General features: G+C 26.7%; 22 protein-coding genes. 19 read left to right on the forward strand and 3 right to left on the reverse strand.

What is annotated here, in order from left to right:
• Positions 1-89: 89 nt before the first annotated feature.
• The 6 genes from ABGF45_RS00090 to ABGF45_RS00115 all read left to right on the forward strand — a co-directional run bounded on the left by ABGF45_RS00090 (position 90) and on the right by ABGF45_RS00115 (position 5509).
• Positions 90-230 (forward strand): helix-turn-helix transcriptional regulator, encoded by a 141-nt coding sequence (locus tag ABGF45_RS00090; protein ID WP_134710797.1) that lies wholly within the window; start codon positions 90-92, stop codon positions 228-230.
• A gap of 62 nt (positions 231-292) precedes the next feature.
• On the forward strand, positions 293-1945 hold the full coding sequence (locus ABGF45_RS00095; RefSeq protein WP_134710765.1) for a sensor histidine kinase: 1653 nt from the start codon (positions 293-295) through the stop codon (positions 1943-1945).
• Between the two features lie 3 nt (positions 1946-1948).
• Complete coding sequence (locus tag ABGF45_RS00100) at positions 1949-2725, forward strand: response regulator (protein ID WP_134710764.1); 777 nt, start codon at positions 1949-1951, stop codon at positions 2723-2725.
• A gap of 9 nt (positions 2726-2734) precedes the next feature.
• Positions 2735-3718: a Gfo/Idh/MocA family protein gene (locus tag ABGF45_RS00105; RefSeq protein ID WP_134710763.1), complete on the forward strand. Its 984-nt coding sequence runs from the start codon at positions 2735-2737 to the stop codon at positions 3716-3718.
• A 52-nt stretch (positions 3719-3770) separates the two neighbouring features.
• Positions 3771-4355, forward strand: coding sequence for a DJ-1 family glyoxalase III (locus ABGF45_RS00110; protein WP_134710762.1), 585 nt, complete (start codon positions 3771-3773; stop codon positions 4353-4355).
• A gap of 83 nt (positions 4356-4438) precedes the next feature.
• A complete protein-coding gene (locus ABGF45_RS00115; RefSeq protein ID WP_134744269.1) occupies positions 4439-5509 on the forward strand; it encodes a DUF4317 family protein in 1071 nt (356 codons plus the stop codon).
• Positions 5510-5526: 17 nt separating this feature from the next.
• Here ABGF45_RS00115 and ABGF45_RS00120 read toward each other — a convergent pair whose 3' ends face one another.
• On the reverse strand, positions 5527-5691 hold the full coding sequence (locus ABGF45_RS00120) for a hypothetical protein (RefSeq protein ID WP_167554083.1): 165 nt from the start codon (positions 5689-5691) through the stop codon (positions 5527-5529).
• 173 nt (positions 5692-5864) lie between these two features.
• Positions 5865-6314, reverse strand: coding sequence for a hypothetical protein (locus ABGF45_RS00125; protein ID WP_134710760.1), 450 nt, complete (start codon positions 6312-6314; stop codon positions 5865-5867).
• Between the two features lie 614 nt (positions 6315-6928).
• Between ABGF45_RS00125 and ABGF45_RS00130 the strand changes: the two genes are divergently transcribed.
• The 7 genes from ABGF45_RS00130 to ABGF45_RS00160 all read left to right on the forward strand — a co-directional run bounded on the left by ABGF45_RS00130 (position 6929) and on the right by ABGF45_RS00160 (position 16231).
• Entirely contained in the window at positions 6929-8065 is a 1137-nt protein-coding gene (locus tag ABGF45_RS00130) for a haloacid dehalogenase-like hydrolase (protein WP_245151243.1), read from the forward strand.
• Between the two features lie 103 nt (positions 8066-8168).
• On the forward strand, positions 8169-9317 hold the full coding sequence (locus tag ABGF45_RS00135) for an aminotransferase class I/II-fold pyridoxal phosphate-dependent enzyme (RefSeq protein ID WP_134744561.1): 1149 nt from the start codon (positions 8169-8171) through the stop codon (positions 9315-9317).
• An 11-nt stretch (positions 9318-9328) separates the two neighbouring features.
• Positions 9329-10537 (forward strand): peptidase T, encoded by a 1209-nt coding sequence (pepT, locus tag ABGF45_RS00140; RefSeq protein WP_134744560.1) that lies wholly within the window; start codon positions 9329-9331, stop codon positions 10535-10537.
• 7 nt (positions 10538-10544) lie between these two features.
• Positions 10545-11885 (forward strand): sodium:alanine symporter family protein, encoded by a 1341-nt coding sequence (locus ABGF45_RS00145; protein WP_134710756.1) that lies wholly within the window; start codon positions 10545-10547, stop codon positions 11883-11885.
• 9 nt (positions 11886-11894) lie between these two features.
• A complete protein-coding gene (locus ABGF45_RS00150) occupies positions 11895-13259 on the forward strand; it encodes an MATE family efflux transporter (protein ID WP_408112610.1) in 1365 nt (454 codons plus the stop codon).
• 69 nt (positions 13260-13328) lie between these two features.
• Positions 13329-15284 (forward strand): S9 family peptidase, encoded by a 1956-nt coding sequence (locus tag ABGF45_RS00155; protein ID WP_134710754.1) that lies wholly within the window; start codon positions 13329-13331, stop codon positions 15282-15284.
• Between the two features lie 338 nt (positions 15285-15622).
• Entirely contained in the window at positions 15623-16231 is a 609-nt protein-coding gene (locus tag ABGF45_RS00160) for a GNAT family N-acetyltransferase (protein WP_134710753.1), read from the forward strand.
• A 57-nt stretch (positions 16232-16288) separates the two neighbouring features.
• On the opposite strand, the gene ABGF45_RS00165 is transcribed toward ABGF45_RS00160, so the two are convergent.
• Positions 16289-17578 carry an MFS transporter gene (locus ABGF45_RS00165; protein WP_134710752.1) on the reverse strand — a complete coding sequence of 430 codons (1290 nt, stop codon included), beginning with the start codon at positions 17576-17578 and terminating at the stop codon, positions 16289-16291.
• A gap of 239 nt (positions 17579-17817) precedes the next feature.
• On the opposite strand from ABGF45_RS00165, the gene ABGF45_RS00170 reads away from it, so the two are divergent.
• The 6 genes from ABGF45_RS00170 (at position 17818) to ABGF45_RS00195 (ending at position 24835) form a co-directional block, all read left to right on the forward strand.
• Positions 17818-19116, forward strand: coding sequence for a YeeE/YedE family protein (locus ABGF45_RS00170; protein ID WP_134744313.1), 1299 nt, complete (start codon positions 17818-17820; stop codon positions 19114-19116).
• Between the two features lie 12 nt (positions 19117-19128).
• Complete coding sequence (locus ABGF45_RS00175; protein ID WP_134744312.1) at positions 19129-20826, forward strand: FAD-dependent oxidoreductase; 1698 nt, start codon at positions 19129-19131, stop codon at positions 20824-20826.
• 74 nt (positions 20827-20900) lie between these two features.
• Positions 20901-21671, forward strand: coding sequence for an ABC transporter permease (locus tag ABGF45_RS00180; RefSeq protein WP_134710749.1), 771 nt, complete (start codon positions 20901-20903; stop codon positions 21669-21671).
• 8 nt (positions 21672-21679) lie between these two features.
• Entirely contained in the window at positions 21680-22708 is a 1029-nt protein-coding gene (locus ABGF45_RS00185; RefSeq protein ID WP_134710748.1) for an ABC transporter substrate-binding protein, read from the forward strand.
• 3 nt (positions 22709-22711) lie between these two features.
• Positions 22712-23470, forward strand: a complete 759-nt coding sequence (locus ABGF45_RS00190; protein WP_134710747.1) for an ABC transporter ATP-binding protein — start codon at positions 22712-22714, stop codon at positions 23468-23470.
• A 111-nt stretch (positions 23471-23581) separates the two neighbouring features.
• Entirely contained in the window at positions 23582-24835 is a 1254-nt protein-coding gene (locus tag ABGF45_RS00195; protein WP_408112611.1) for a serine dehydratase subunit alpha family protein, read from the forward strand.
• Positions 24836-24841 lie beyond the last annotated feature (6 nt).

Here is a 24841-nt window from a genome sequence, read left to right on the forward strand (position 1 = left end):
GATATCGTGAGATATATTAAAAAAAAGATTTATTATGTTATAATTAAATAAACCATAACTGTGTAGTATTTACTTTAGGAGGTATTAAAATGCCGGTTTGCTATAATAATCTTTGGAAACTACTTATAGATAAAAATATGAATAAAACTGAATTAAAAGAGGCTGCTGGGTTAAGCTTTAATGTGATAGCCCGTATGGGAAAAACCGAAATAGTATTTTATATTTCGTAAAATATTGTAGATTTAGAAATAAACATTTATTCCTAATATTATATTTTTGATATAATATACATATGAAAGATAATCAAAATACATTTAAAAAATACAATAGAAAATTAGCATATAAATATAGCATAATACCAATAATAGTTTTAATAATATTAATTATGATTTTATTTATATCTTTGGTTAGATTTAATGAGCAAAAAATTAATAATAATTCTAATATAGAAGTTAGTAATATAATTAATAAGGATTATAGTGAAATTATAAATTTTTCAAGAGATTTTATTAAAAAAAAATATAAGGAGGGCTTTAATAATGATATAAATAGAGCAAATATATTATATGAATTTTATAAATTAAAAAATTCTCTTAAAATAGATGTAAATCTAGTTGTGTTTAATGAAAAGTACAATTCAATTTTTACTTCGAAGAATTATGACGAGAATTTAGTAAATTATAAAAATATAAATATTTGGCAGACAGTTAAAATTGAAAACAATATTTCACTTATAACAAGTTTTAATAGTAAAAAAATTCAGCAATTTGTAGAAATTAAAGAAAAAATTAATAATAAAGAATATATAATAATTATTGATATTGATTTAAATAGTATGTCTAGAATACTAAATTCTAATAATAATACAATTAATTTTATAATCGGGAAATTTAATCAAGTAATAAGTTCAAATAATGATTATATAATTGGTAAGGTTTATAAATTTAATGGGCAGAGATTATCAAATAATTTAGTAAAAATTAATAATGATAAATTTTATTATATTGAATCTGTCATAGGAAATTTAGATATGAGAGTTGCCACGGTTAATAAAATTACCCCAATAGTGAGTTTTGGTTGGGTTATGCTTTTCAGTATTATTTTATTATCTGTTTTGACATTTTTAACTGTTGTAATTACTTGGGATATTTTATCTAAAAAAAATATGAAATCATTAAATATTATGATTTCAAATATAAGAGGAAAGAAATTTGATAAAGATGATAATATAGAATCTGAATTATTTGAAGAACTTAAACATCTTGATGAAGACTACAATAATATGTTAAATGAAATAAATATGCTTATTGCAAAAAATCAACAATATTCATATTTAAGCGATGTGGATCAAGTAAAATTTTTGAATACACAATTTAACCCCCACTTTTTATTTAATACTTTAGAATCCCTAAGATATTTGATATATTTTGACATTAAATCGGCTGATAAATATATTATGAATTTATCAAAAATTTTAAGATATACAATTGATTTTAAGGGATTTTTTTCAAGTGTAAGTGATGAAATAAATTACTTGAATTCATATTTGGAACTTCAAAAAATAAGATATCAAGAAAGATTAAAATATAGTATTTATGTTGATGATAGCGTATTAATGATGGAAATACCAAAATTAATATTACAACCAATAGTTGAAAACTCAATAAAATACACTTATAAATCTCAACAAAATTTAGAAATTAATTTAGAAATTAAAAATTTAGATGAAAATATTGAAATTATAATAAATGACAATGGGCCGGGTATTTCAGAATGCAAATTATCGGAAATATTAAAAAATATGAAAAATTATAATAGTAAAAATAGTATTGGAATATATAATATAAATAAAAAGTTAAAATTAATTTACGATGAAAGATATAAATTTAATATAAAAAATTCAAATTCAGGGTTAGAAATAAAAATTTTAATTCCAAAGGAGTAGGAAATGTATAAAGTTTTATTAGTTGAGGATGAATTATTTATCAGAAGAGGATTAACCTATTTGTTTAATTGGGAAAAAGTAAATTGCACAATTATAGGAGAAGCTGAAAATGGTCAGATTGGTTTGGAAATGATAAAAAAATTGAATCCTGATATAGTAATTTTAGATATTAATATGCCTATTCTTGGTGGTTTAGATATGCTAAAACAGGTGAAAAATAAAAATTTTGAGAGTATAATTTTATCAGGATATGATGAATTTGAATATGCAAAAGATGCAATAAATCAAAACGCAATAGCATATCTGTTGAAACCCGTAGATTATGATGAATTAAAAAATGCACTTAATAAGGCAATATCTAATATAAAGAAAAATAAAGATATATTAAATTTAGAAATAGAGTTAAATAGTAAATTAGATAGACTAAATCTTGATACTGATGACGTTATAAGCACTAACTCTAAAACTACATTGCAAGTAATTGAATTTATAAAAAAAAATTATAAGCAAAAAATAAATATTGATGATTTAATTAGAATTACTAATAAAGGTAAAACAAGCATACTTCAAAATTTTAAGGAAGATACAAATCAAACTTTAACGGAGTATATCAATATTTTTAGAATAAAAAAAGCAATTAAGCTTATGTATGAAACAAATTATTCTATAGAAAATATATCTTATGAGGTTGGATTTTCAAATTATAGATATTTTTCTTCAGTATTTAAGAAATATATGGATATTACGCCGTCAGAATTTATAAAACAATATAATAATTAGGGGGATGATATGAGATTTGGAATAGTTGGTACAAATTTTATCACGGACGAATTTATGGAAGGTGCAATGCTAATGAAAGATTGCATTGAAGTCACATCTGTTTGTAGTGGTAAAATTGAAAATGCAAAAAAATTTGCTGAAAAATATTCTATAAAAAATGTTTATGAAAATCACATTGAAATGTTGGATAGTGGAGAAATTGATTCTATTTATATAGCTGTTCCAAATGCATTACATTTTAATATAGCTATGGCTGCGATTCAAAGAAGAATCTCTGTTTTTTGTGAAAAACCATTAGCTGTTAATTCGGGTCAAGCTCGTGTTCTAATTAATGAAGCTTTAAAAAATAAAGTTTATGTACATCATGGAGTTGTTCCATTATACACCGAAAACTTAAATGTAATCAAAAATAATTTGCAAAATATAGGTAGAATTAGAAGAGCAATATTTGGATTAAATCAATATTCATCAAGATATGATAGATATTTAAGAGGCGAAAATCCAACAACTTTCAGAAATGAGTTAGCGAATGGTGCAATTATGGACTTAGGAGTTTATATTGTTTCACTTTGTGTTTCTTTATTTGGAAAACCGAGAAATATATTTGCTAATAGTATAATGTTAGAAAGTAACGTGGATGGTTCAACATCAGCTATTTTGTCATATGACAATTTTGAAGTTATTTTATTATGTTCAAAAATTATTGATTCAAATGTTGTAAGTGAAATATCAGGAGAAGATGGGATCATAAGTATAGGTGTTCCTTCTAGAATTTCTACAGTAAAAATAATGAAAAGACTTAATACAGCTAATATTGAAACATTTAATGAAATGGAAAACTCATTTAAGCGTCAATTAAAAGAATTCTTAAATGTAGTTGAAAATGGAAATTATGAATCAGATGTAGTTCCATATAGTCTATCAATAGATATCATTGATGTTATGACTGAAATTAGAAAAATATGCGGCGTAAAATTTAAGGAAGATGAGTAAAAAATATTATAATAATTAAATTTAATAAAAATTTTATATTTTAGGAGGCAATATGAAAAAGTTTTTAGTATTTTTAGCTGAAGGATTTGAAGAAATTGAGGCACTAACTCCTGTTGATTATTTAAGAAGAGCAGGTATTGAAGTAGATACTGTCTCAATTACAGATAAAAGAGATGTAGTTGGATCTCATAATATTCAAGTTTTAGCAGATAAGACTATATATGAAATTAATGGAGAAGATTATTTAGGATTGTATATACCAGGAGGAATACCGGGAGCAATAAATTTAAGAGATAATCAACAAGTTATTGATTTCATCAAGGAATTTAACAATGAAGGTAAAATAGTAAGTGCTATATGTGCTGGACCAATTTCTCTTGGCAGGGCAGACATAATTAGAGATAAAAAAGTTACAAGTTTTCCAACTTTTGAAGATAAAATAGAAAATATAGGGATGTACGTAAATAATCAAATTGTAGTTGAAGATCAAAATATCATTACAGGTAGAGGAGCAGCAATTGCAATATATGAATCGTTTAAGATTATTGAAAAAATTAAAGGAAAAGAAGCTGTTAAATTGTTAAAGGAAGGTATCCAACAAACAAGTGTTGAAGATTTTTATAAATTTCAATCATAAATCGTATTTTAATTGACTAGTTTTACTAGTCAATTTTTTTGAGTATAATGATATAATAATTATATAAATTATAGGAGATTATTATGATAAAAAAAGAGTTAAATGAAATAAAAAAAGCTATTAAATCAGATGATTTTTCAATTACAGATGTGTGGTCTACATATGTGAATATGACAAAAGAAATAATATTTTCAACTAAGACAAATTTTGTTGTAATGAATGAAGAGATTAGAGAGGTTTATGCAACAATTTTTTCTAAAGTATTGTCAGGTACCCAAGGTAAAAATTTAATAACACTTAATTTTTTGCCTGAAGAAGAGGTAGATGGTGGAAAACGAGATATGCTGTATAAAACTGTTAGAGATTCATCAGGAGAAAAATATCAAAGTTTAATAGATTTAATAATTGAAAATTATAATCCTAAATCAAATTATGCCATATTAATTGCTAAAGGTTCGTATGACATTCCAAGAAAAGCATCAGATGGTCAATTTTTAGAAGATTCTGAAGATGTATATAATTTTATTGTTACAGCTATATGCCCTATGAATTTAACGAAGCCATCGTTGTGTTATAAAAGTGAACAAAATGATTTTGTTGAAAATCCAAGAAATTGGACTGTTCAAATGCCGGAGACAGGTTTTTTATATCCAACATTTACAAATCGTCAAAGTAATATTTATGAATGTCTATATTACACAAGAAAGGTCGTAGATGTTCATGATGAATTTATAAATGGTGTACTTGGTTGTGATATGAAGCTTAATCCTATTGAACAAAAGGAAAAATTTAATGAAATAATTGAAAGTAGTCTTCCGAATCTTAAAATATCAGATTTTGTGGAGTTAAATAAAAATATTACAATTTTTACTGAAGAGTTAAAAAACGAGGGTGAAGCTCCAAAGTTAAAATCAAGACAATTAAAAGAATTTTTATCATCAGTCGGTGCGAAAAATGTTGAATTAGAAGATGATTTAGAAATTATGGCGGATAATGTTATAAATAAAAATTATAATATTGTTAGTGGAGGTAATATTATAATTAGGACAAATAATGATGGTATTTTATTTATTGAACAACGCATCATCGACGGAAGACCATGCTTAGTGATACCAATGGATGAAGTAGAGTTGAATGGGATAAGATTGAATTAATTTAAGACAGAATAATATTATTCAATGTAATACTTTAATATTTTGTCTATTATTTTATTATCAACTACTTTATTTGAATATTCAAATGTTATAATGAGATTTTTCCCGGGTATAAAACCATTTTTAATATAATTGTATAGTTTATCAATTGCGTTAGTTGCATATGCAGGATTATCCATCATTCCAAAATGTTCCCAATATATTTCTGTAAAAGTGTATGGACTATATAATGTAAAGTCAGGATAGTATATACTGTTACCGACTTTTAGAGAATGCTCGTACTTGTAATTTATTCCTTTATTAAATAGCAAATCAGCAAAAATTTTTTCGGATTTAGAACGTACCTGTTCTCCTTTTAAGGTAATATTTTTGTGTTATCAAATTGATATGGATTAGTGTGAGATATATTATTATGCCAATAATTTATATTATGAATATGATTTATAGTTATTGGATTTATGAGATATTTTCTATAACTATCTATAGAATTAATATTTAGATTTTTTATAATTTCGTTGCAGGATTTTAATAAAGGAATAAGATTACTTAAATTTTTAATTAGTTTTTTTTGATAAGATTTTTGTGCTAAGTTTCTAGCCTTATTAATCTTTTTTTTATTTATATATTTTTTTTCAAATCTCTTATTGAATTTATTGTAGTATTGATGATAGTATCTACATTTACCATTACATTTTGATATAACAAGCGTACCATCTATCATTTTCTTTTCATTTTCAATTAATTTTTTATGCAATATCTTATAACAGTTTATTAGTTCATTTATTTGTTGATATATATTATTCATAATTCCTCCTTATATAATAAACATATGCTTGTGGATTGTTAATACCTCCATATATATTATGCCACAAATAAATAAATTGTATGTATCAACATTATTACATTTATTTAATATTTTCAAAATTAATATATAAATTAGGTTTATTTATAAATAGGACTAAAATTGTAGAAATTAATTATTTGGTTTCAAAAAAATATTGAGAATAAATTTAATATGCAACCAAATTCAATTAATTAGGTAATTTAGTTTTATAAAATTGTCTTTAAGTTTAATAATTTCAATATTTTTATCACATAATTTAAAACTAAATATAAAAATATAAAATTTTGGTTTTAAAAATAAATATAATAATAAATAAAATTAGAACTAAAACTTTATTAACATTAAATTTGGTTTTAAATATTAAATCGTAACATTATATTTTAATACTAAAAAGATTATTATATAAAATTTAGTATGAAAAATTGTATCAGAGTAATTATATTATTAATATACTTATCTAAACCTCAAATTCTCACATATTGTTGAATTTCTAATATATATAATATATAATAAAATGAGTTAGAATCTAGTGTTATCAAGTATTAACAAATAATTAAGATAAAATGGAGTATCAAATGAAAATTGATAAGAAAAATAAAAAGCCAATTATAGCAATCTGTTATGATTTTGATAAAACATTATCTCCAGATGATATGCAGGCTCAAGGATTTATCCAATCAATTGGATATGAAGTTAATGAATTTTGGAAAGAATCTAATAAACTTGCTGTTGAAAATGAAATGGATACAAATTTAGCATACATGTATCTTATGACTAAAAATAAAAATCTTACAAAGCAGGATTTAAAAGAGTATGGCTCAAAAGTTGGATTATTTCCGGGGGTAGATACATGGTTTGATAGGATAAATCATTATGGAAATGAGCACGGAGTAGAGGTTGAACACTATATCATTTCTTCCGGACTAAAGGAAATGATTGAAGGTACAATCATTAGCGATAAGTTTAAGAAGATTTATGCAAGCTCATTCTATTTTGACGAAGATGGTGTTGCGGTTTGGCCAGCTCAAGCTGTAAATTATACAAACAAGACTCAATTTTTATTTAGAATAAAAAAGGGTGTATTAGATATAAATGATCAAAATGTTAATAATCATTATGAAGGTGATAAAAAGAGAGTTCCTTTTAGAAACATGATTTATATTGGTGACAGTGATACAGATGTACCATGTATGACACTTGTTAATATGAATGGTGGACATTCAATTGGGGTTTATAATGCTGAAACAAATGATAAATCTAAAGTATTTAAAATGTTGGAAGATAGAAGAATTAGGTATTATTCACAAGCTGATTATCAAGAAAATTCAGATTTAGAATTATTAGTTAAACAAATTATTAATCGTACAGTAACAAATGAAATTTTAGAACATCGTTTTTATAATGCACTACACGAAAAAGATGATGAATTAAAAAATCAATCAGATGAAGAAAAATATAAAGAAGATTTAATCAATAAGTTAGAAGATAGTACAAGTTTTTCGCACACACATAGTCTAATTCATGAAATGAGCAAAATTGATTCGTGGACGTCATCTCAAAAAAACAAATTGATAAAAGTTGCTCTTTCAAATACACAAGTTAAATTTATCTTAAAAGATAAAGATTTATTTGCGTTTTATAAAAACATATATGAAAATGTTGCATCTCAAGATGCTGTGATTTTACAAAAGTTAATAGAAGATAATAAATAAAAGTTTTAGCACTAAAATATTCTATTTTAGTGCTTTTTTACTAGACTAAAATTAAATAAAGATATAAAATATAAAGATAACATAATACATAATAGAGGTAGTAATGAAATTTAATAAAATAGTTGAAAAATTGAAAGAATCAAATATCTTAAAATTCAATCAAGAGATAAATCAAATACCGGATATTATAAAATTAACAATAGGAGAGCCGGATTTTAATACGCCTGACCATATAAAGAAGGCGGCAAAACAAGCAATAGACAATAATTTTACACATTATACAGTAAGTAACGGAATTTTAGAACTTAGAGAAGAAACTGCAAATTACTATAATGAAAAATTCGGATTTAATTATACAAAAGATCAAGTTATAGTTACAGTCGGAGCTACAGAGGCGATGAATGCAACATTTCAAGCTATTTTAAATCCGGAAGATGTAGTGATTATTCCGACGCCTACATTTCCTTTGTACATGCCCGAAATAATGATGAGTTATGGAAATTTTGAGTTGATTGATACAAGTAAAAATGGATTTATATTTACAGCGGATATGTTAGAAAAAATTATTAAAAATAATCCACATATGAAATATAAAGCAGTAGTATTGGTATATCCAAATAATCCAACAGGTGTAACTTATACAAAAGAGCAACTTGAAGATTTAGCAAAAGTAATAAAAAAATACGACATATATGTTATATGTGATGAAATTTATGCGGAGTTAGTTTATGATAAAACACATTATTCAATTGCAAATATTATACCTGAAAATACAATATTAATTACAGGATTATCTAAATCACATGCAATGACAGGATGGAGAATAGGATTTGTATTATCAAGCAATGAAATTATACAGCAAATTTCTAAAACGCATCAATTTAATGTAACAAATGCAACTTCTATAAGTCAATATGCAGCATTAGCAGCAATGAAATATGGAAAACAAGATCCTGAATTAATGAAGTGTGAATATAAAAAGAGAAGAGATTTTTTAGTTGAAGAATTGACTAAATTAGATTTTGAAGTTGCCAGTCCTGATGGAGCATTTTATATTTTTGCCAAAATTCCACAAGACAGAAATCAAAATTCTCAAGAATTTGCATCTGAAATTGCATACAATGCAAAAGTCGGGACTATACCAGGTTCATATTTTGGACCGGGTGGTGAGGGATTTTTAAGAATAAGTTATGCAACATCAATTGAAAATTTAAAAATAGCAATTGAAAATTTAAGAAAATATTTAAAATAGGGAGGAATTGAATGGATATTATTGAAAGGTTTAAAAAATATATATCAGTAGATACAAAATCAAATGAAGAAAATGCGACATGTCCAAGTACACTAGGACAATTAGAATTAGGTAAAATTTTAGTTGAAGAATTAAAAGAATTAGGAATTAAGGATGCATTTCAAGATAAAAATGGATATGTTTATGGAACTTTAGAAAAAAATATAGATAAAGATGTTCCTACAGTTGGGTTTATTGCACATATGGATACTGCACCGGATTTAGATGGTAAATGTATTAATCCTCAAATATTTACATATAAAGGTGGGGATATAAAATTAAATGAAGAATATACAATGAAAGTTTCAGATTTTCCTATTTTAAATGATTTAATTGGAATGGAACTTATCACAACAGATGGTACTACTTTATTAGGAGCTGACGATAAGGCAGGAGTTTCAGAAATAATGGATGCGATTCAATATTTAGTAAATCATCCTGAGATTAAGCATGGAGATATAAAAATTGGATTTACACCTGATGAGGAAATAGGAAGAGGAGCTGATTTATTTGATGTCAAAGGATTCGGTGCTGATTTTGCATATACAATGGATGGCGGACCAATTGGAGAATTAGAGTATGAAAATTTTAATGCTGCAACAGCAATTGTTAAAATTCAAGGAAAAAATGTTCACCCCGGTTCTTCTAAAAATACAATGATAAATTCAGTAAAAATTGGTATGGAGTTTGAATCAATGCTTCCTGTTGCACAAAAGCCTGAATACACAGAAAATTATGAAGGATTTATACACTTAGTAGATTTTTCCGGAACTGTGGAATTTACTGAAATGGTATATATTATACGTGATCACGATATGGATAAATTTACCAACAAGAAAGAAATATTGAAAGCAGCGGCTCAATATTTGAATACAAAATATATCGATGCTATAAAATTAGAAATTACAGATTCATACTTTAATATGAAGGAAAAAATTATGTCAAAAATGCATATAGTTGAACTTGCTAAGAAATCAATGGAAGACATTGGGATTGTACCAAATATTGTTCCAATTAGAGGTGGCACAGATGGTGCAAAATTATCATTTATGGGATTGCCAACTCCAAATATATTTGCAGGGGGGATGAATTTTCATGGAAGATATGAATTTATTCCTATTGAATGGATGAGGAAAGCATCTGAATTAATAGTTAAAATTGCTGAAAATAATGCAAAATAGGAGTTTTATGTCAGAAATATTAAAAATAAATAAAATTATTTCTAATATAGTTTGGGGCTGGCCAATGATAATTTTATTATTAGGGGCTGGTCTCTTAATTATGATAAGGACAAAAGGAATAATTTTTAGAAAATTTGGTTTGATATTAAAAAGTACATTTCTTAAGATGTTTCATAAAAATCATGATGGAGATGGCACTATTACACCATTTCAAGCAGTTACAACAGCATTAGCGGCTACAGTTGGTACAGGGAATATCGCAGGTGTTTCGTTGGCGATTGCAGTCGGTGGTCCAGGTGCAGTATTTTGGATATGGGTTTCTGCATTTTTTGGAATGTTTACAAAATATGCAGAAGTTATACTTGCAATAGTATACAGAGAAAAAAATGACAAAACAGGACATTTTTCAGGTGGACCAATGTATTACTTAAAAAATGGGGCGAACAAGCCGATTTTAGCATTTCTTTTTGCTTTGTTTGGAATGGTAGCATCATTTGGTATAGGAAATATGACACAGTCAAATTCTATTTCACAAGCTTTGAAAACTTCGTTTAATTTCAATCCTTCAATCGTTGGAGGAATTGTAATGTTTTTAAGTGCTTTAGTTTTAATTGGTGGCTTAAAAAATATAGCAAAAGTTACAAGTAGACTCGTACCAATTATGGCATTTTCCTATATACTGGGTTCATTAATAGTAATATTTGTAAATTATAGTGAAATACCTAATGTTGTTTCTGAAATTTTTAAAAGTGCATTTACACCGCATGCTGCTGTGGGAGGATTTGTAGGTTCAACTTTATTGATTACATTAAAACAAGGATTTTCAAGAGGGATTTTTACAAATGAAGCCGGTTTAGGTTCTGCACCAATTGCTCATAGTGCTGCTAAAACAAATCATCCTGTAGAGCAGGCAATGTGGGGAGTTTATGAAGTATTTATGGATACAATTGTAATTTGTACTATGACCGCATTTACAATACTTATTTCAGGTAAATGGAGTAGCGGTCTTAAAGGTGTTGAACTTGCAATGTCAGCATTTAATACAGGATTTTTAGGTGGAGAATATGTAGTTTCAATTGGATTAACATTATTTGCATTTTCTACAATTGTTGGTTGGTACTACTATGGTGAAAGATGTTTTGCATACATATTTGGTGATAAATATGTATTAATTTATAGAATTATTTATATACCTTTAATTTATGTAGGGGCAGTTGGTGGACTTGAAGATATATGGTCAATTTCAGATACATTAAATGGTTTAATGGCTATTCCAAATTTAATTGGTTTATTTTTATTGAGTGGAGTAGTTGTTAAAAAGACAAATGAGTATTTTAAAAATAGATAGTAGGTTATTATGAGTAAAAAAATATTTTTAAGCGACAAAACATTTTTAAAAATGATGTTATCAGTTGCACTTCCAGTTTCAATACAGTTTTTGATATCTACATCAATTAATATGGCAGATACAGTAATGATAAGTTCTTTAGGTGGGGTAGAGATTGCTGCAGTTGGACTTGTTAATCAATTTGTATTTTTCTTCTTTGTTGCGTGCTTTGGAGTTTGTAGTACAGGTTCAGTATTTTTTGCACAATATTTTGGGGATAAGGATTTAAATAGTGTTAGAAAATATTTAACAATAATCATGCAGTTTAGTCTAATAATTGGGATTTTATTTACTGTATTTTCACTAATATTTCCATATCAAATAATGAGAATATTAATACCTGATGAAGAGGTAATAAATGTCGGAATAAGTTATTTGCGATTAATTTCATTTACATTTGTTATAACAGCAATTTCGCAATGTTATAACACAGTTTTAAGATCATGTAATAGAGCTAAAGAACCTCTTTTAGTTTCCATAATTTCGTTTTTTGTAAATGTATTTTTTAATTATGTATTTATATTTGGAAAATTCGGAGCTCCAGCAATGGGAGTTTCTGGTGCTGCTCTAGGTACAATAATGGCTAGATTTGTTGAAATATTGATTCTCAGCTTTTTGATTTTTAGAAATAGTTCAAGAATAAATTCATTAAAACCATTTAATTTATTTAAATTTGAATTTGTGAAAATTAAGAGATATTTTGAAATAGGTGTTACTATTATTCTTGCTGAAATATTATGGGCATTAGGACAATTACTTTTTGCAATAGCTTATGCACGTATAGGAAAGGACGCAACTGCATCAATTCAACTTTCAAATACAATTCAAAATATATTTTTTATTATAGTAAATGCAGTCAATACATCTGCTTCAGTATTAATAGGACAAACTCTTGGAGCTGGTAAAATTGACAAAGCAGACAGATATGCAAAATATTTTTTACAGATAACATCAATTATGGGAATTATATCATTAACAATACTTGCCGGTTTACCAAATGTTTTGATGAAAATATATACTAATATTGAGTCTGGTATTTATGCAACAGCAATTACATTATTGATAATTAGAGGAATATTTATACCTTTTAGATTTTTAAATGGTATGCTTTATACAGGAATATTTAGATCTGGTGGAGAAACAAAAATTCCTTTTTTAATTGAGCTTTCAACAATGTGGGGATTTGCGATTCCAATGTCATTTATAGGTGTTTTATTATTAAAATGGAAAATTGAATGGATTTTTACAATAGTGAGTCTAGAAGAATTTATAAAATTTTTCTTAATATTACCTCTTTATAAAAAGAAAAGATGGTTAAATAATTTAACTAATTAATTATGGCGTAAATATCAAATTTCATGTATAATATTAGTTAAAACTAAAAAAATAATTAGGAGGATTAAATTGAAAATAGATAGTTTTAAGGACTTTAAATATATTAGTAATATTGATCAAAATGAAAATTTTGTAGTATATCATATTACTACAGTAAATATGAAAGAAAATATATATGAAAAAAACATTTATTTATATGATAAAAAATTAAAAAAACAAATACAATTGACAAATTCTGGAAAAGATGGATATTTTACATTCTTCAAAGATGGCTCAATTGTATTTTCATCAAGTAGGAATGTAGACTCAAAGAAAAAAGAGAAACTTCCAAAAGAACTAGAAGAAATAATTTACGGAGATTCAAAAAAAGAAGAAAAAGAAATTAAATCAAGATTGTACAAAATTAATCCAAATGGTGGAGAAGCTGTAGAATTTCTAAAATCAGAGCATTCCATTGGAAAATTTTATGAATTAAATGATAATAAAATTATTTATACAAATAATATTTCAGCTGAAAAATTAGATTATCAAGATATAACTAAACTTCCATTTTGGTTTAATGGTGCAGGATACATTTATGGGAATAAAACCGATTTACACATTTTAGATGAGAATGGGAATGATAAAAAAATAAATTCTGATGAAATTGAAATTTCGGATTTTGTTTTAAATAAAAATAAAACATATGCTGTTGTTATTTACTCAAACAATACTGATGTAATGGAATTAACAAATTATATAGGAATATTAGATTTATCAACTCTAAAAATTAAAGAAATTTCTAAAGGAAAAGTTCATTATTACGCTGATTTTATCAAAGATGGAATAATTAGTATTGCGACAGATATGAAGAAAACTGGATTAAATGAAGACGCTAAAGTTTTCTATTTCGACATAGATGGCAAAAATGAAAAACAAATTTCATCAGATAATATCGATATTGCATTTTTTAATTCAGTTGGTACAGATGCTAGACAGGGAGAAGGTAATGCAGTTCAAATAGTTGATGATAAGATGTATTATATTTCAACATATTTTGACAATGCTGTTTTATCAAGTATTGATTTAGATGGAAATATAGAAGAAGTTATTTCAAGAAATGGGTCAGTTGAAGGATTTACATATGATGGAAATGATTTTTATTTTACAGCAATGAGAGATTTACAACTTCCAGAATTATATAAATTAGAAAATAATCAAGAAATTAAGTTAACAGATTTTTCAAAAGATTTAGAAGCAGTAAATTTATCTAAAATTGAAGAATTTAATTTTGAAAATGATGGAAATAAATTTGTTGGATATGTTATAAAACCAGTTGGTTATGAAAAAGGTAAAAAATATCCAGGAATTTTACAGATTCATGGTGGGCCAAAAACTGCGTATTCAACAGTTTTACATCATGAAATGCAATTTTTAGCAAATCAAGGATATTTTGTATTTTACACAAATCCAAGAGGCTCATCAGGTAGAGGAGATGATTTTTCAGACATTCGTGGAAAATATGGAACTATCGACTTTGACGATTTAATGAAATTTACAGATGAAGTTCTTGAAAAATATTCAGATATAGATCAATTAAGATTAGCCGTAATGGGCGGAAGTTACGGTGGTTTCATGACAAATTGGATAATTGGTCATACAGATAGATTTAAGGTGGCAAATAGTCAAAGGTCAATTTCAAATTGGACATCATTTTATGGAGTGAGTGATATAGGATATTGCTTCGTTGATGATCAAACACAGGCGAATCCATTAGATAATTTAGAAAAAGTTTGGGAACAATCCCCATTAAAATATGCAAAAAATGTAAAAACACCAACATTATTCATACATGCGAGTGAAGATTACCGTTGTCCTTTAGAACAGGGTGTACAAATGTATGCTTCTTTAAAGATGAATAATGTAGATACAAAACTTGTTATTTTTGAAGGTGAAAATCACGATTTATCCAGAACAGGAAAACCACAGGCAAGATTAAAAAGATTGTATGAAATTCAAAAATGGTTTGAAAAATATTTGAAGTAGGAATATTTAAATTAAATAAATTGTATTATTACTCAAAAATTTTATCAAATTAAACCAATATACAATATAATTACAATTTGGATCTAATTTTCATATAAAATTTTTGAAATATAAATTAAGAAATAATACCAAAATTTTACTTATAAATAAAATGGTTCTATATTTGTGAAAAATATAAAAAAAATTCATACTAAAATTAAAAAAATTATCAAAATGGTTTAATATCTAATTATTAATCATTGCTGTTATCTTATTGGGAGTTATGATTGTGATAAACAGTAATAAAAATATTTTTAAAATATAGTAAAATATATTATAAATTAATATAGGAGTTATTTATGAATGCAGATTTTAAGATAAATGGAAAAATTATTGAAACAAAAAGACTAATAATTAGACAATTTGAACAAGGAGATTTAGATGATTTTTATGAATATGCTTCTGTAGATGGTGTTGGACAGATGGCTGGATGGAATCCACATGAAAATAAAGAAAAATCTCAAGAAATATTAAATATGTTTATTGAAGAAAATAAAACTTTTGCATTATTTCATAGGGATGATAAGAAAGTAATAGGATCATTAGGAATTGAAAAATATAAGCGTGAAAATGAACTAACTGAATTTAATAATTATATTGGAAGAGAATTAGGATTTGTATTAAGTAAAGATTATTGGGGAAAAGGATTAATGCCTGAGGCGGTAAATGCTGTTATAAATTATTTATTTAATGAATTAAATTATGATTTCTTAACATCCGGATATTTCATTTTTAATAATCAATCTAAAAGAGTTCAGGAAAAATGTGGCTTTAAGCCTTATAGGAAATTAATTATAGAAACAAGAATGGGGACTAAAGAAGATACAATATTAAATTTAATTATAAACCCAAATAAAAATATTAAATTAAATTTTTCGTATCCGGAAACATTAATTTATAACAATTAAAATAAAATACCGAATAGTCACTAGAATGTAATTAAGTGATTTTTCGGTATTTTTATATTAATTATTAATGGAATTTACTTTCTCCAATTTTCTAATATTTTTTGATTTAATTATAATTAAGGAAGTAAGTGAAAGACAAATTCCGGCAATTATAATTAATAACCCGATTCCTTTTCCACTTCCAACTCCTATGATTTTACCAACTGAATTTTCAAGTAATCCACCTTTTGACATAATTGGTGAAAAAATATTGTCAGCTAATAGTCCTGAGGTAGGATACGCAAGTACAAATCCCATTTGAGATATAAATGTAACAAATGACCAAATTCTTCCCTCATGTTTATTGTCTAGATTTATTCTTATTAGATAATCTATTGTACTATTTGCAACTGGTAATGTTGCAAAAAATAGAAAACCAAATAGAGTTATAATATAAATATTAGTAGTTAAACCAAATCCTATCATAAAAATTCCACCTGATAAAAGTGAAAGTGATAATTTTTTTATATGATTTTTCGTAATTGAATGAATACTTAAAAAAGCACCTGATAAAAACATTCCAAATGCAGCAATAGTCATAGCATTACCCAATGTTTTACTATCGGAAAATGATAAAAAATAAGGACTGGATAATGTGTGTATAAATGCTATAAAAAATGTTAATAGCATAGAAATTAACACTAATTTAAATATACTTTTATCTTTTTTTAATAATTTCCATGTATTTAAAAGATTTTGAAAGAAATCTTTTTCTGTATCATGAAGTTTACATTGCCTTAAATCATTTTTAATATATAAGGTTGTAGCTATGGTTACGAAAACAGTTAATACATCGATTAATAAAATAATTTCAAATCCATTTTGAATATTAATTAAAAAGCCGGCCAAAATGGGTGAAACTAAAAATTTTGCAGAGTTTGAAATTTGTACTAGTCCACTTGCTTTAATATATTCATTTTTTGTTAGAATGTCACTTACTGTTGCTTGATATGCAGGAGTCATTAGTGCTGAAAAAATTGAACTTATAGTTACACCTATGTATACATCTATTAGTGTAAGATTTCCGTACAATTTTATTATTAATATATATAATATTCCTAATGCAGAAAGTCCATCACCCAATATCATCATTAATCTTCTATCATACTTATCTGCAAGAACTCCTGATGGGACAATTAATATAATATATGGTAAAAATCCTAAAAGCATTACCATTGAAGTATCAATTGCGGATTGAGAAACAGAAAATGCAAAAACACTTAGTGCGAAAGTTGTTAATCCATGTCCTACAGATGCAGTTAATTGTCCAAACCATAGGACAATAAATTTTTTCATTGATTTTGTCATTTTTTACTCCTAACTTATTGTAATTATATGTATAAAATTTATAAAAATCAATTATATTAATACATTGTAATATTAACATAAATTTAGATTAGTTAAGAAAATGTAATAAATCAATATAAAAATAATAAAAAAGCTATACTTTTTCTAAAAATATATTTACATTTTTAAAATTTTTGTTAAAATTATATCTACAGCGTATTGATATTTTTAATACAAAGTTTAAATTAAAAGGAGGAAAAATGAGTAAAAATAAATATATTCAACCTGTTTTGGGATTGATAGTAATTTTATTATTAATATTTTTTGCGGTAAATTTATCAAATCCAAAATTACAATTATATCTTGTAGCTGGATTAGGGTTAGGATATACCCTTACAAGATCAAGATATGGTTTTGCAGGTGGAATAAAACGTATCTATATGAGAGGAGAGGGAAGTTTATCTAAAGCACTTATTGTTTTATTAGCAATTACATCGGTAATTTTCTTTGCAATACAAATGAAAGCGGTTCTAGGTGGGGCAGTACCAAGCTTTTTAGCAAAAGAAGGAGATAAAATTATTCCCGGTACACAAAATGCATACTTTATTAGTTTAGCAACTGTTATTGGGGGAATAATCTTCGGGATAGGGATGATGCTAGCCGGAGGATGTGGTTCAGGAACTTTGGCAGATTTTGGAGAAGGGCAAGGGAGAGCATTTATTGCATTTATTTTCTTTGTAATTGGTTCGGGTCCAGGATTTTATGCTTTGAAAATTTTTGAAAAGACATCTGTTGGTAAAATTGGTGGAAGAGTATACTTGCCACAATATTTAGGCCATTGGGGTGCATTGGCATTTACGTTGTTACTATTATTATTACTTTATATTTTAACATTGAAATATGAAGATATGAGAAAAAAAGAAGGAACCTATATGGATCCTAAAGGCGACTATGAAGATATTGAAAAGGAATTGGCACCAAATTTAAAAGAAAGTAAATTCTTTAGTTATAGTACATATCATAAATTATTTGTTGAAAGATGGTCATTTACAATTGGATCATTAATGTTAGCAATGTTTGCAATTTTCGTACTTGTTACAACAAATAAACCATGGGGTGTTTCATCACCTTTACTAACATTGAATGTTGGTATTTTTAGACATATTATAGACTTCCCACAAGAAATGTTTGGAAGTTATTTAGATAAAGTAAATAAAGGATTATTAAACGATGGCGGTACAATTAGAAATATTGGTTTATTCTTCGGATGTACAGTAGCGTTTTTATTAGCAAATAGATTTAAAATAGATTTTGATTTTAAATTTAAGGATGCAGCATATTTTGCACTAGGTGGATTTATGTTAGGATTCGGGGCAAGATTTGGCCAAGGTTGTAATGTAGGAGCTATGTATTCAGCTATTTCAAGCTTTTCATTATCAGGATGGGTATTTTTAATATCAATGTCATTAGGTGGTATTATAGGTTTGAAATTATTCGCTGGTAAAGTTTGTGTAATTGGTACATTAAGAAAAGATCAATTAAAAAAATTAAAAAAATAAAGGAGACTAGTAATGAGTAAAAGATATATAGTTGTTGGTGGTGTAGCAGGTGGTGCTTCAGCTGCAGCAAGAATTAGAAGAATTGATGAAAATGCAGATATTCAAATTTATGATAAAGGACCTAATATTTCATTTTCAAACTGTTGTTTACCTAATTTCTTCAGTGGAGAAGTTAAAAATGTTGATGATTTAATTTTATATAATCCAGATGAATTCAGAGCTTCATTTAACCTAAGTGCTAAAGTAAATCATGAAGTAACAAAAATTATAGCAGATGAGCACAAAATTTTGGTTAAAAATTTAGAAACAAATGAAGAATTTGAAGATCACTACGATTATTTAGTTTTATCACCTGGAGCAAATGCTATTGTCCCAAAATCAATTAAGAATGTTGATGCTGATAATGTATTTGTTATTAAAAATGTATATGACGTTAGAAAAACAGATGCATTTTTGACAAGTAGAAATGTTGAAGATGTTGTAGTTGTAGGTGGTGGATTTATAGGTGTTGAAATGGCAGAAAACTTGCGTCACTCAGGCAAAAATGTAACACTAGTTGAGTATGCAAATCAAATAATGAAGCCTTTCGATTATGACATGGTTCAAATGTTACATAAAGAATTACATGATAATGGTGTAAACCTAATTTTAAATGATGCATTAGTAGAAGTTCAAGATGATAAGGTGATTTTACAAAGTGGAAAAGAAGTTAAAGCTAAAGCAGTTATTTTGTCAATTGGTGTTGAACCGGATGTTGAATTTGCTGTAAAATCAGGTGTTAAACTAGGTGAAACCGGAGGAATTTTAGTTGATCACAACTTTAGAACAAATTTAAAAGATGTTTATGCTGTTGGTGATGCAATTGAAACATTTAATTCAATTACAAAGAAAAAAACAAGATTACCTTTAGCTGGTCCAGCACAAAGACAAGCTAGAAATGCTGCAGATCATATTTTTGGTAGAGCAGTGCAAAATAAAGGAGTAATCGGTTCATCATGTATAAGAGTATTTAATCTTAATGCAGCAGCAACAGGATTAAATGAAAAAGAATGTATTGAAAATGGAATAGATTACCGTTTTGCATTAGTTATTCCAATGGATAAAGTAAAATTAATGCCAAATCCAAATCCTATGCATTTTAAATTGATATATGAATATCCAACAGGAAAAGTTTTAGGTGCTCAAGCAATCAGTAAAGGAGATGCAGTAGCAAGAGTTAATGTTATTGCGGCAATGATTACTATGAATGCAACACTTGATGATTTAAGAGAATTAGAATTATGTTATGCACCGGCATTTGGAACAGCTAAAGATGCAGTAAATTATGCTGGATTTACAGGATTAAATGTTTTAAATGGTGTTTATGAACAAGTTCCTGTAACAAAAGTTAGAGAATTAGTAGAAAATAAAGAATTTATATTAGACGTAAGAGGAAAGGCTGCATTTGAAAAATCTCATGTTATTGGAGCAGTAAATATTCCAATTAATGAAGTTAGAGAAAGATATAATGAAATTCCAAAAGATAGACCGGTTTATGTTCATTGTAGAACTTCATGGGATAGTTATTACGTATTACAAGCCTTAAAAGGTTATGGTTATAATAATGTAATTAACATACAAGGTTCATTCTTACAATTAAGTTACTATGAATATTTTAATGATGTTACAACAGGACGTGAAAAAATAGTTACAGGATATAACTTTGACTAAAATTTTATAAATATAAATAAGATGGTTGGAAACATCCATCTTATTTATTTTATTGATAAGGAGATATATTTTACATGAAGAGTAATAAGAATTATAGATATATTACTATAACTACTTGGGGAGTAATATTATTGTTATGGACTTTACTAAGTGTATTTAATGTGTTGCCATCTCATAAATTGCCATCTCCATTTGAAGTAATATTAACATTTAAGGACATTTTAATTAATGGGTATAATTATACTTCATTTTGGAGTCACATTGGAATTAGTATGTTTAGATTGATTGTCTCAGTTGTTATTTCAATTATAACTGCAATACCTTTGGGACTAATTTGTGGATATTTCCCTAAGATTCGTGCAATATTAAATTCCTTTGTAAATTTTTATAGAAATTTGCCTCCGTTGGCATATTATTCATTATTAATAATTTGGTTAGGTATTGATGAAAAGTCAAAAATAACATTATTATATTTGGCTGCATTTGCACCTATGTATATTTCAAGCATTTCAGCTGTTTCTAGAGTAAATCAATCTTATATATTAAGTGCTGAAACATTTGGAGCTACAAAATTTCAAATTTTCAGGACAATCATATTACCTGCAACATTTCCTGAAATTTTTGTTGGTATAAGGACAGCAATTGGTGTTGCTTATACTACATTGGTATCCGCAGAAATGATTGCTGCAACAGCCGGTATAGGATGGATGGTAATTGATGCATATAAATATATAAATACAGATGTGGTATTTGTAGGCATAATTATAATGGGTATAACAGGTGTTTTAATAGATTATTTATTAACTTTGATTGAAAAAAGATTTGTATTTTGGAATGGAAAATAGGAGTAAATATGAAAAAGAAAATTCTAATTATTATCTTTGTGCTTACTTTTGTTTTAATTTCAGGGTGTAATTATAATATTCAAAAAAATGGATGGCCTAAAAAAATAAAAATAGGAACAATTCGTGTAGCAAATGATAAAACTGTTGCAGATAAGTTAAATATTTTTAAAAACATATTTAGTAAAAAAGGAATAGATGTTGAATTGATATTTTTTGATTCAGGAACATCAGCAAATATTGCATTTTCATCAGGTGCAATTGATTTTGCTGAAATGGGTTATACAAATTCAGTTGTTGCACTATCAAGAGGTATAGACGTTGAACTAATATGGATACATGATGTTTTAGGAGAAAATGAAGCACTTGTTGCACAAAAAGGTAGAAATATTAATAATATTAAGGATTTAAGGGGAAAGAAAATTGCGACACCTTTTGCATCTACAAGCCATTTATCTTTAGTAAAGGCATTAGAATTAAATGGAATTAGTAAACATGATGTTACCTTATTAGATATGAACACAGTGGATATTGTTGCTGCATGGAAACGTGGAGATATCGATGCTGCATATAGTTGGGAACCAACATTATCAGATTTAAAAAAGACCGGTAACGTATTGATTACAAGTAAGGATTTAGCTAAAAAAGGAATTACAACTGTTAATATAGATTTAGTAAATAAAAATTTTTCAAAAAAATATCCTGAATTAGTCTATGATTATATTTTGGCACTTTCAAAAGCTGGATCAATATATAAAACAAATCCTGAAAAAGCGATTAAAGCTGCTGCTGAAAGTTTAAGAATTACTGAATCGGAAGCAAAATCTCAAATGAATGGATCCATGTGGTTAACCAGAAGAGAATTATTATCAAATGATTATTTTGGAACATCAAAAAAACCGGGTAATTTTGTAAATGTTTTTTATGATACGGGAAGGTTTTTACATGATGAACGTAAAATTAAAAAAGTTCCTTCAATTGAAGAAATTAAAAAATTTATAAATCCAATATATATTGAAAGATCTTTAGAAATGGAGTAAAGTATGATTAAATTAAATAATGTTTCACTAGTTTATAATGAAAATTTAAGAAATACTCATGCTATTAGTAATATAAATTTAGAGATTAATAAATCAGATTTTATAGTTGTTTTAGGACCATCCGGATGTGGAAAAAGTTCGCTACTAAAATTAATAGCAGGTTTTATAAAACCAAGTAATGGTAAAGTATTGAAAAATAATGTTGAAATATTAGCTCCCGGACATGATAGAGGAGTAGTTTTTCAATCAACAAATCTTTATCCATGGTTAAACGTTGAAGATAATATAAAATACGGACTTAAAATTGCTAAGACAGAAAAACATGTTATGAACAATTTAGTTGATGAGTATTTAGAAAAAACTAAATTATTAGAATATAGAAAACATTATCCATTTGAATTATCTGGTGGTATGCAACAAAGAGTTGCTCTTTCGAGAACATTAATAACCAGCCCGGATATTGTTTTGATGGATGAACCATTTGGAGCACTGGATGCAATTACCAGATCATCAATGCAGGCATTCATAAGAAAGATGTGGTTTAATGAATCTCAAACATTTTTCATGATAACACATGATATTGATGAAGCCTTGAAATTAGCTAATAGAGTAATTGTAATGAGTAAATCGCCGGGAACTATTATTAAAGAATTTAAAATTAACTATTATGAAAAATTGATTGATAATCCATATGAAATAATTGAAAATGATGATGAATATATAAGAATTAAGCATGAAATTCTTAAAATAATAAATAGTTAGTTTTGATAAAAATATACCATTAATTCTACAAAACATTCAGAATTAATGGTATAATATTATTTAAATAAAAACGTTATCATAAATGTTTTTTTTGAACAATTAGGAGGAAATATGATAGATTTCACAGATTTATTAAAAAGTGAATTGATAAAAGCCTGTGGATGTACAGAACCTATCTCAATAGCTCTTGCAGCAGCAAAGGCAAGAGAGGTTTTAGGTAAATTGCCTGTTAAAGTAGAGGTTAAATGTTCGGGAAATATCATTAAAAATGTAAAAAGTGTTACAGTTCCTAATACTAGTGGCATGAAGGGTGTTGAATCAGCGGCAGCAATTGGTATTATAGGAGGAAAAGCTAATAAGGAACTTGAAGTCTTATCTGAAGTTACAAAAGAAGACATTCAAAATGCTAAAATAATGCTTGAAAATAAACAAATTTCAGTATTTTTAAAGGAGGGGGAGGAAAATTTAGATATTGAAATAGTTTTATATGATGATTATGGAAATAATGTTGAAGTTGAAATTAAAAATAAGCATACAAATATTGTTAAAATAATAAAAAATGGTGAAGTACATATGTATGATAATTGTTATTCAAATGCAAGGACTCATAAGGATTATGATAAACTTTCCGTAAAAGATATATTTGATTATGCAGAAAATATTGATTTAAGTAGGGTTGAAAATTTATTAGAACAACAAATATCATCAAATACAGCGATTTCTAAAGAAGGATTAACTGGAAAATGGGGCTCTGCAGTTGGTAAAATGCTTTTAGACGAGGATAATAGTCTTAGAACTAGAGCTCGTGCTAAAGCTGCAGCAGGATCAGATGCAAGGATGAGTGGATGCAGTTTATCAGTTGTCATAAATGCAGGCTCAGGCAATCAAGGAATTACTTGTAGCATACCAGTTATTGAGTACGCAAAAGAAAGAAATGCATCTAAGGAAATACTATATAGAGGACTTATTATTTCAAATCTAGTAGCACTTCATATAAAAAGATTTATTGGCAGACTTTCTGCTTATTGTGGAGTTACATCAGCAGGAGTTGCAGCAGGAGCAGGTATTGCATATGTTGAAACTCAAAATTTTAAAATTGTTGAAGAAACAATTAGTAATGCTTTGATGATTGCTTCAGGTATGATTTGTGATGGTGCTAAACCTTCATGTGCTGCTAAAATAGCGACTGCTGTTGATGCCGGTATTACAGGTTTTAATCTTGCTAAAAGAGGTAAAAGCTTTATTGCGGGAGATGGATTATTGAAAGATTGTGTAGAAAATACAATTAGAAATATTGGATATATAGCTAAAGAAGGCATGAAACAAACGGATATAGAGGTATTAAATAGAATGATAGAAAAATAGGAGGAA

It is taken from the genome of Helcococcus sp. KG196 (assembly GCF_046035495.1).
GTDB lineage: Bacteria > Bacillota > Clostridia > Tissierellales > Peptoniphilaceae > Helcococcus > Helcococcus ovis.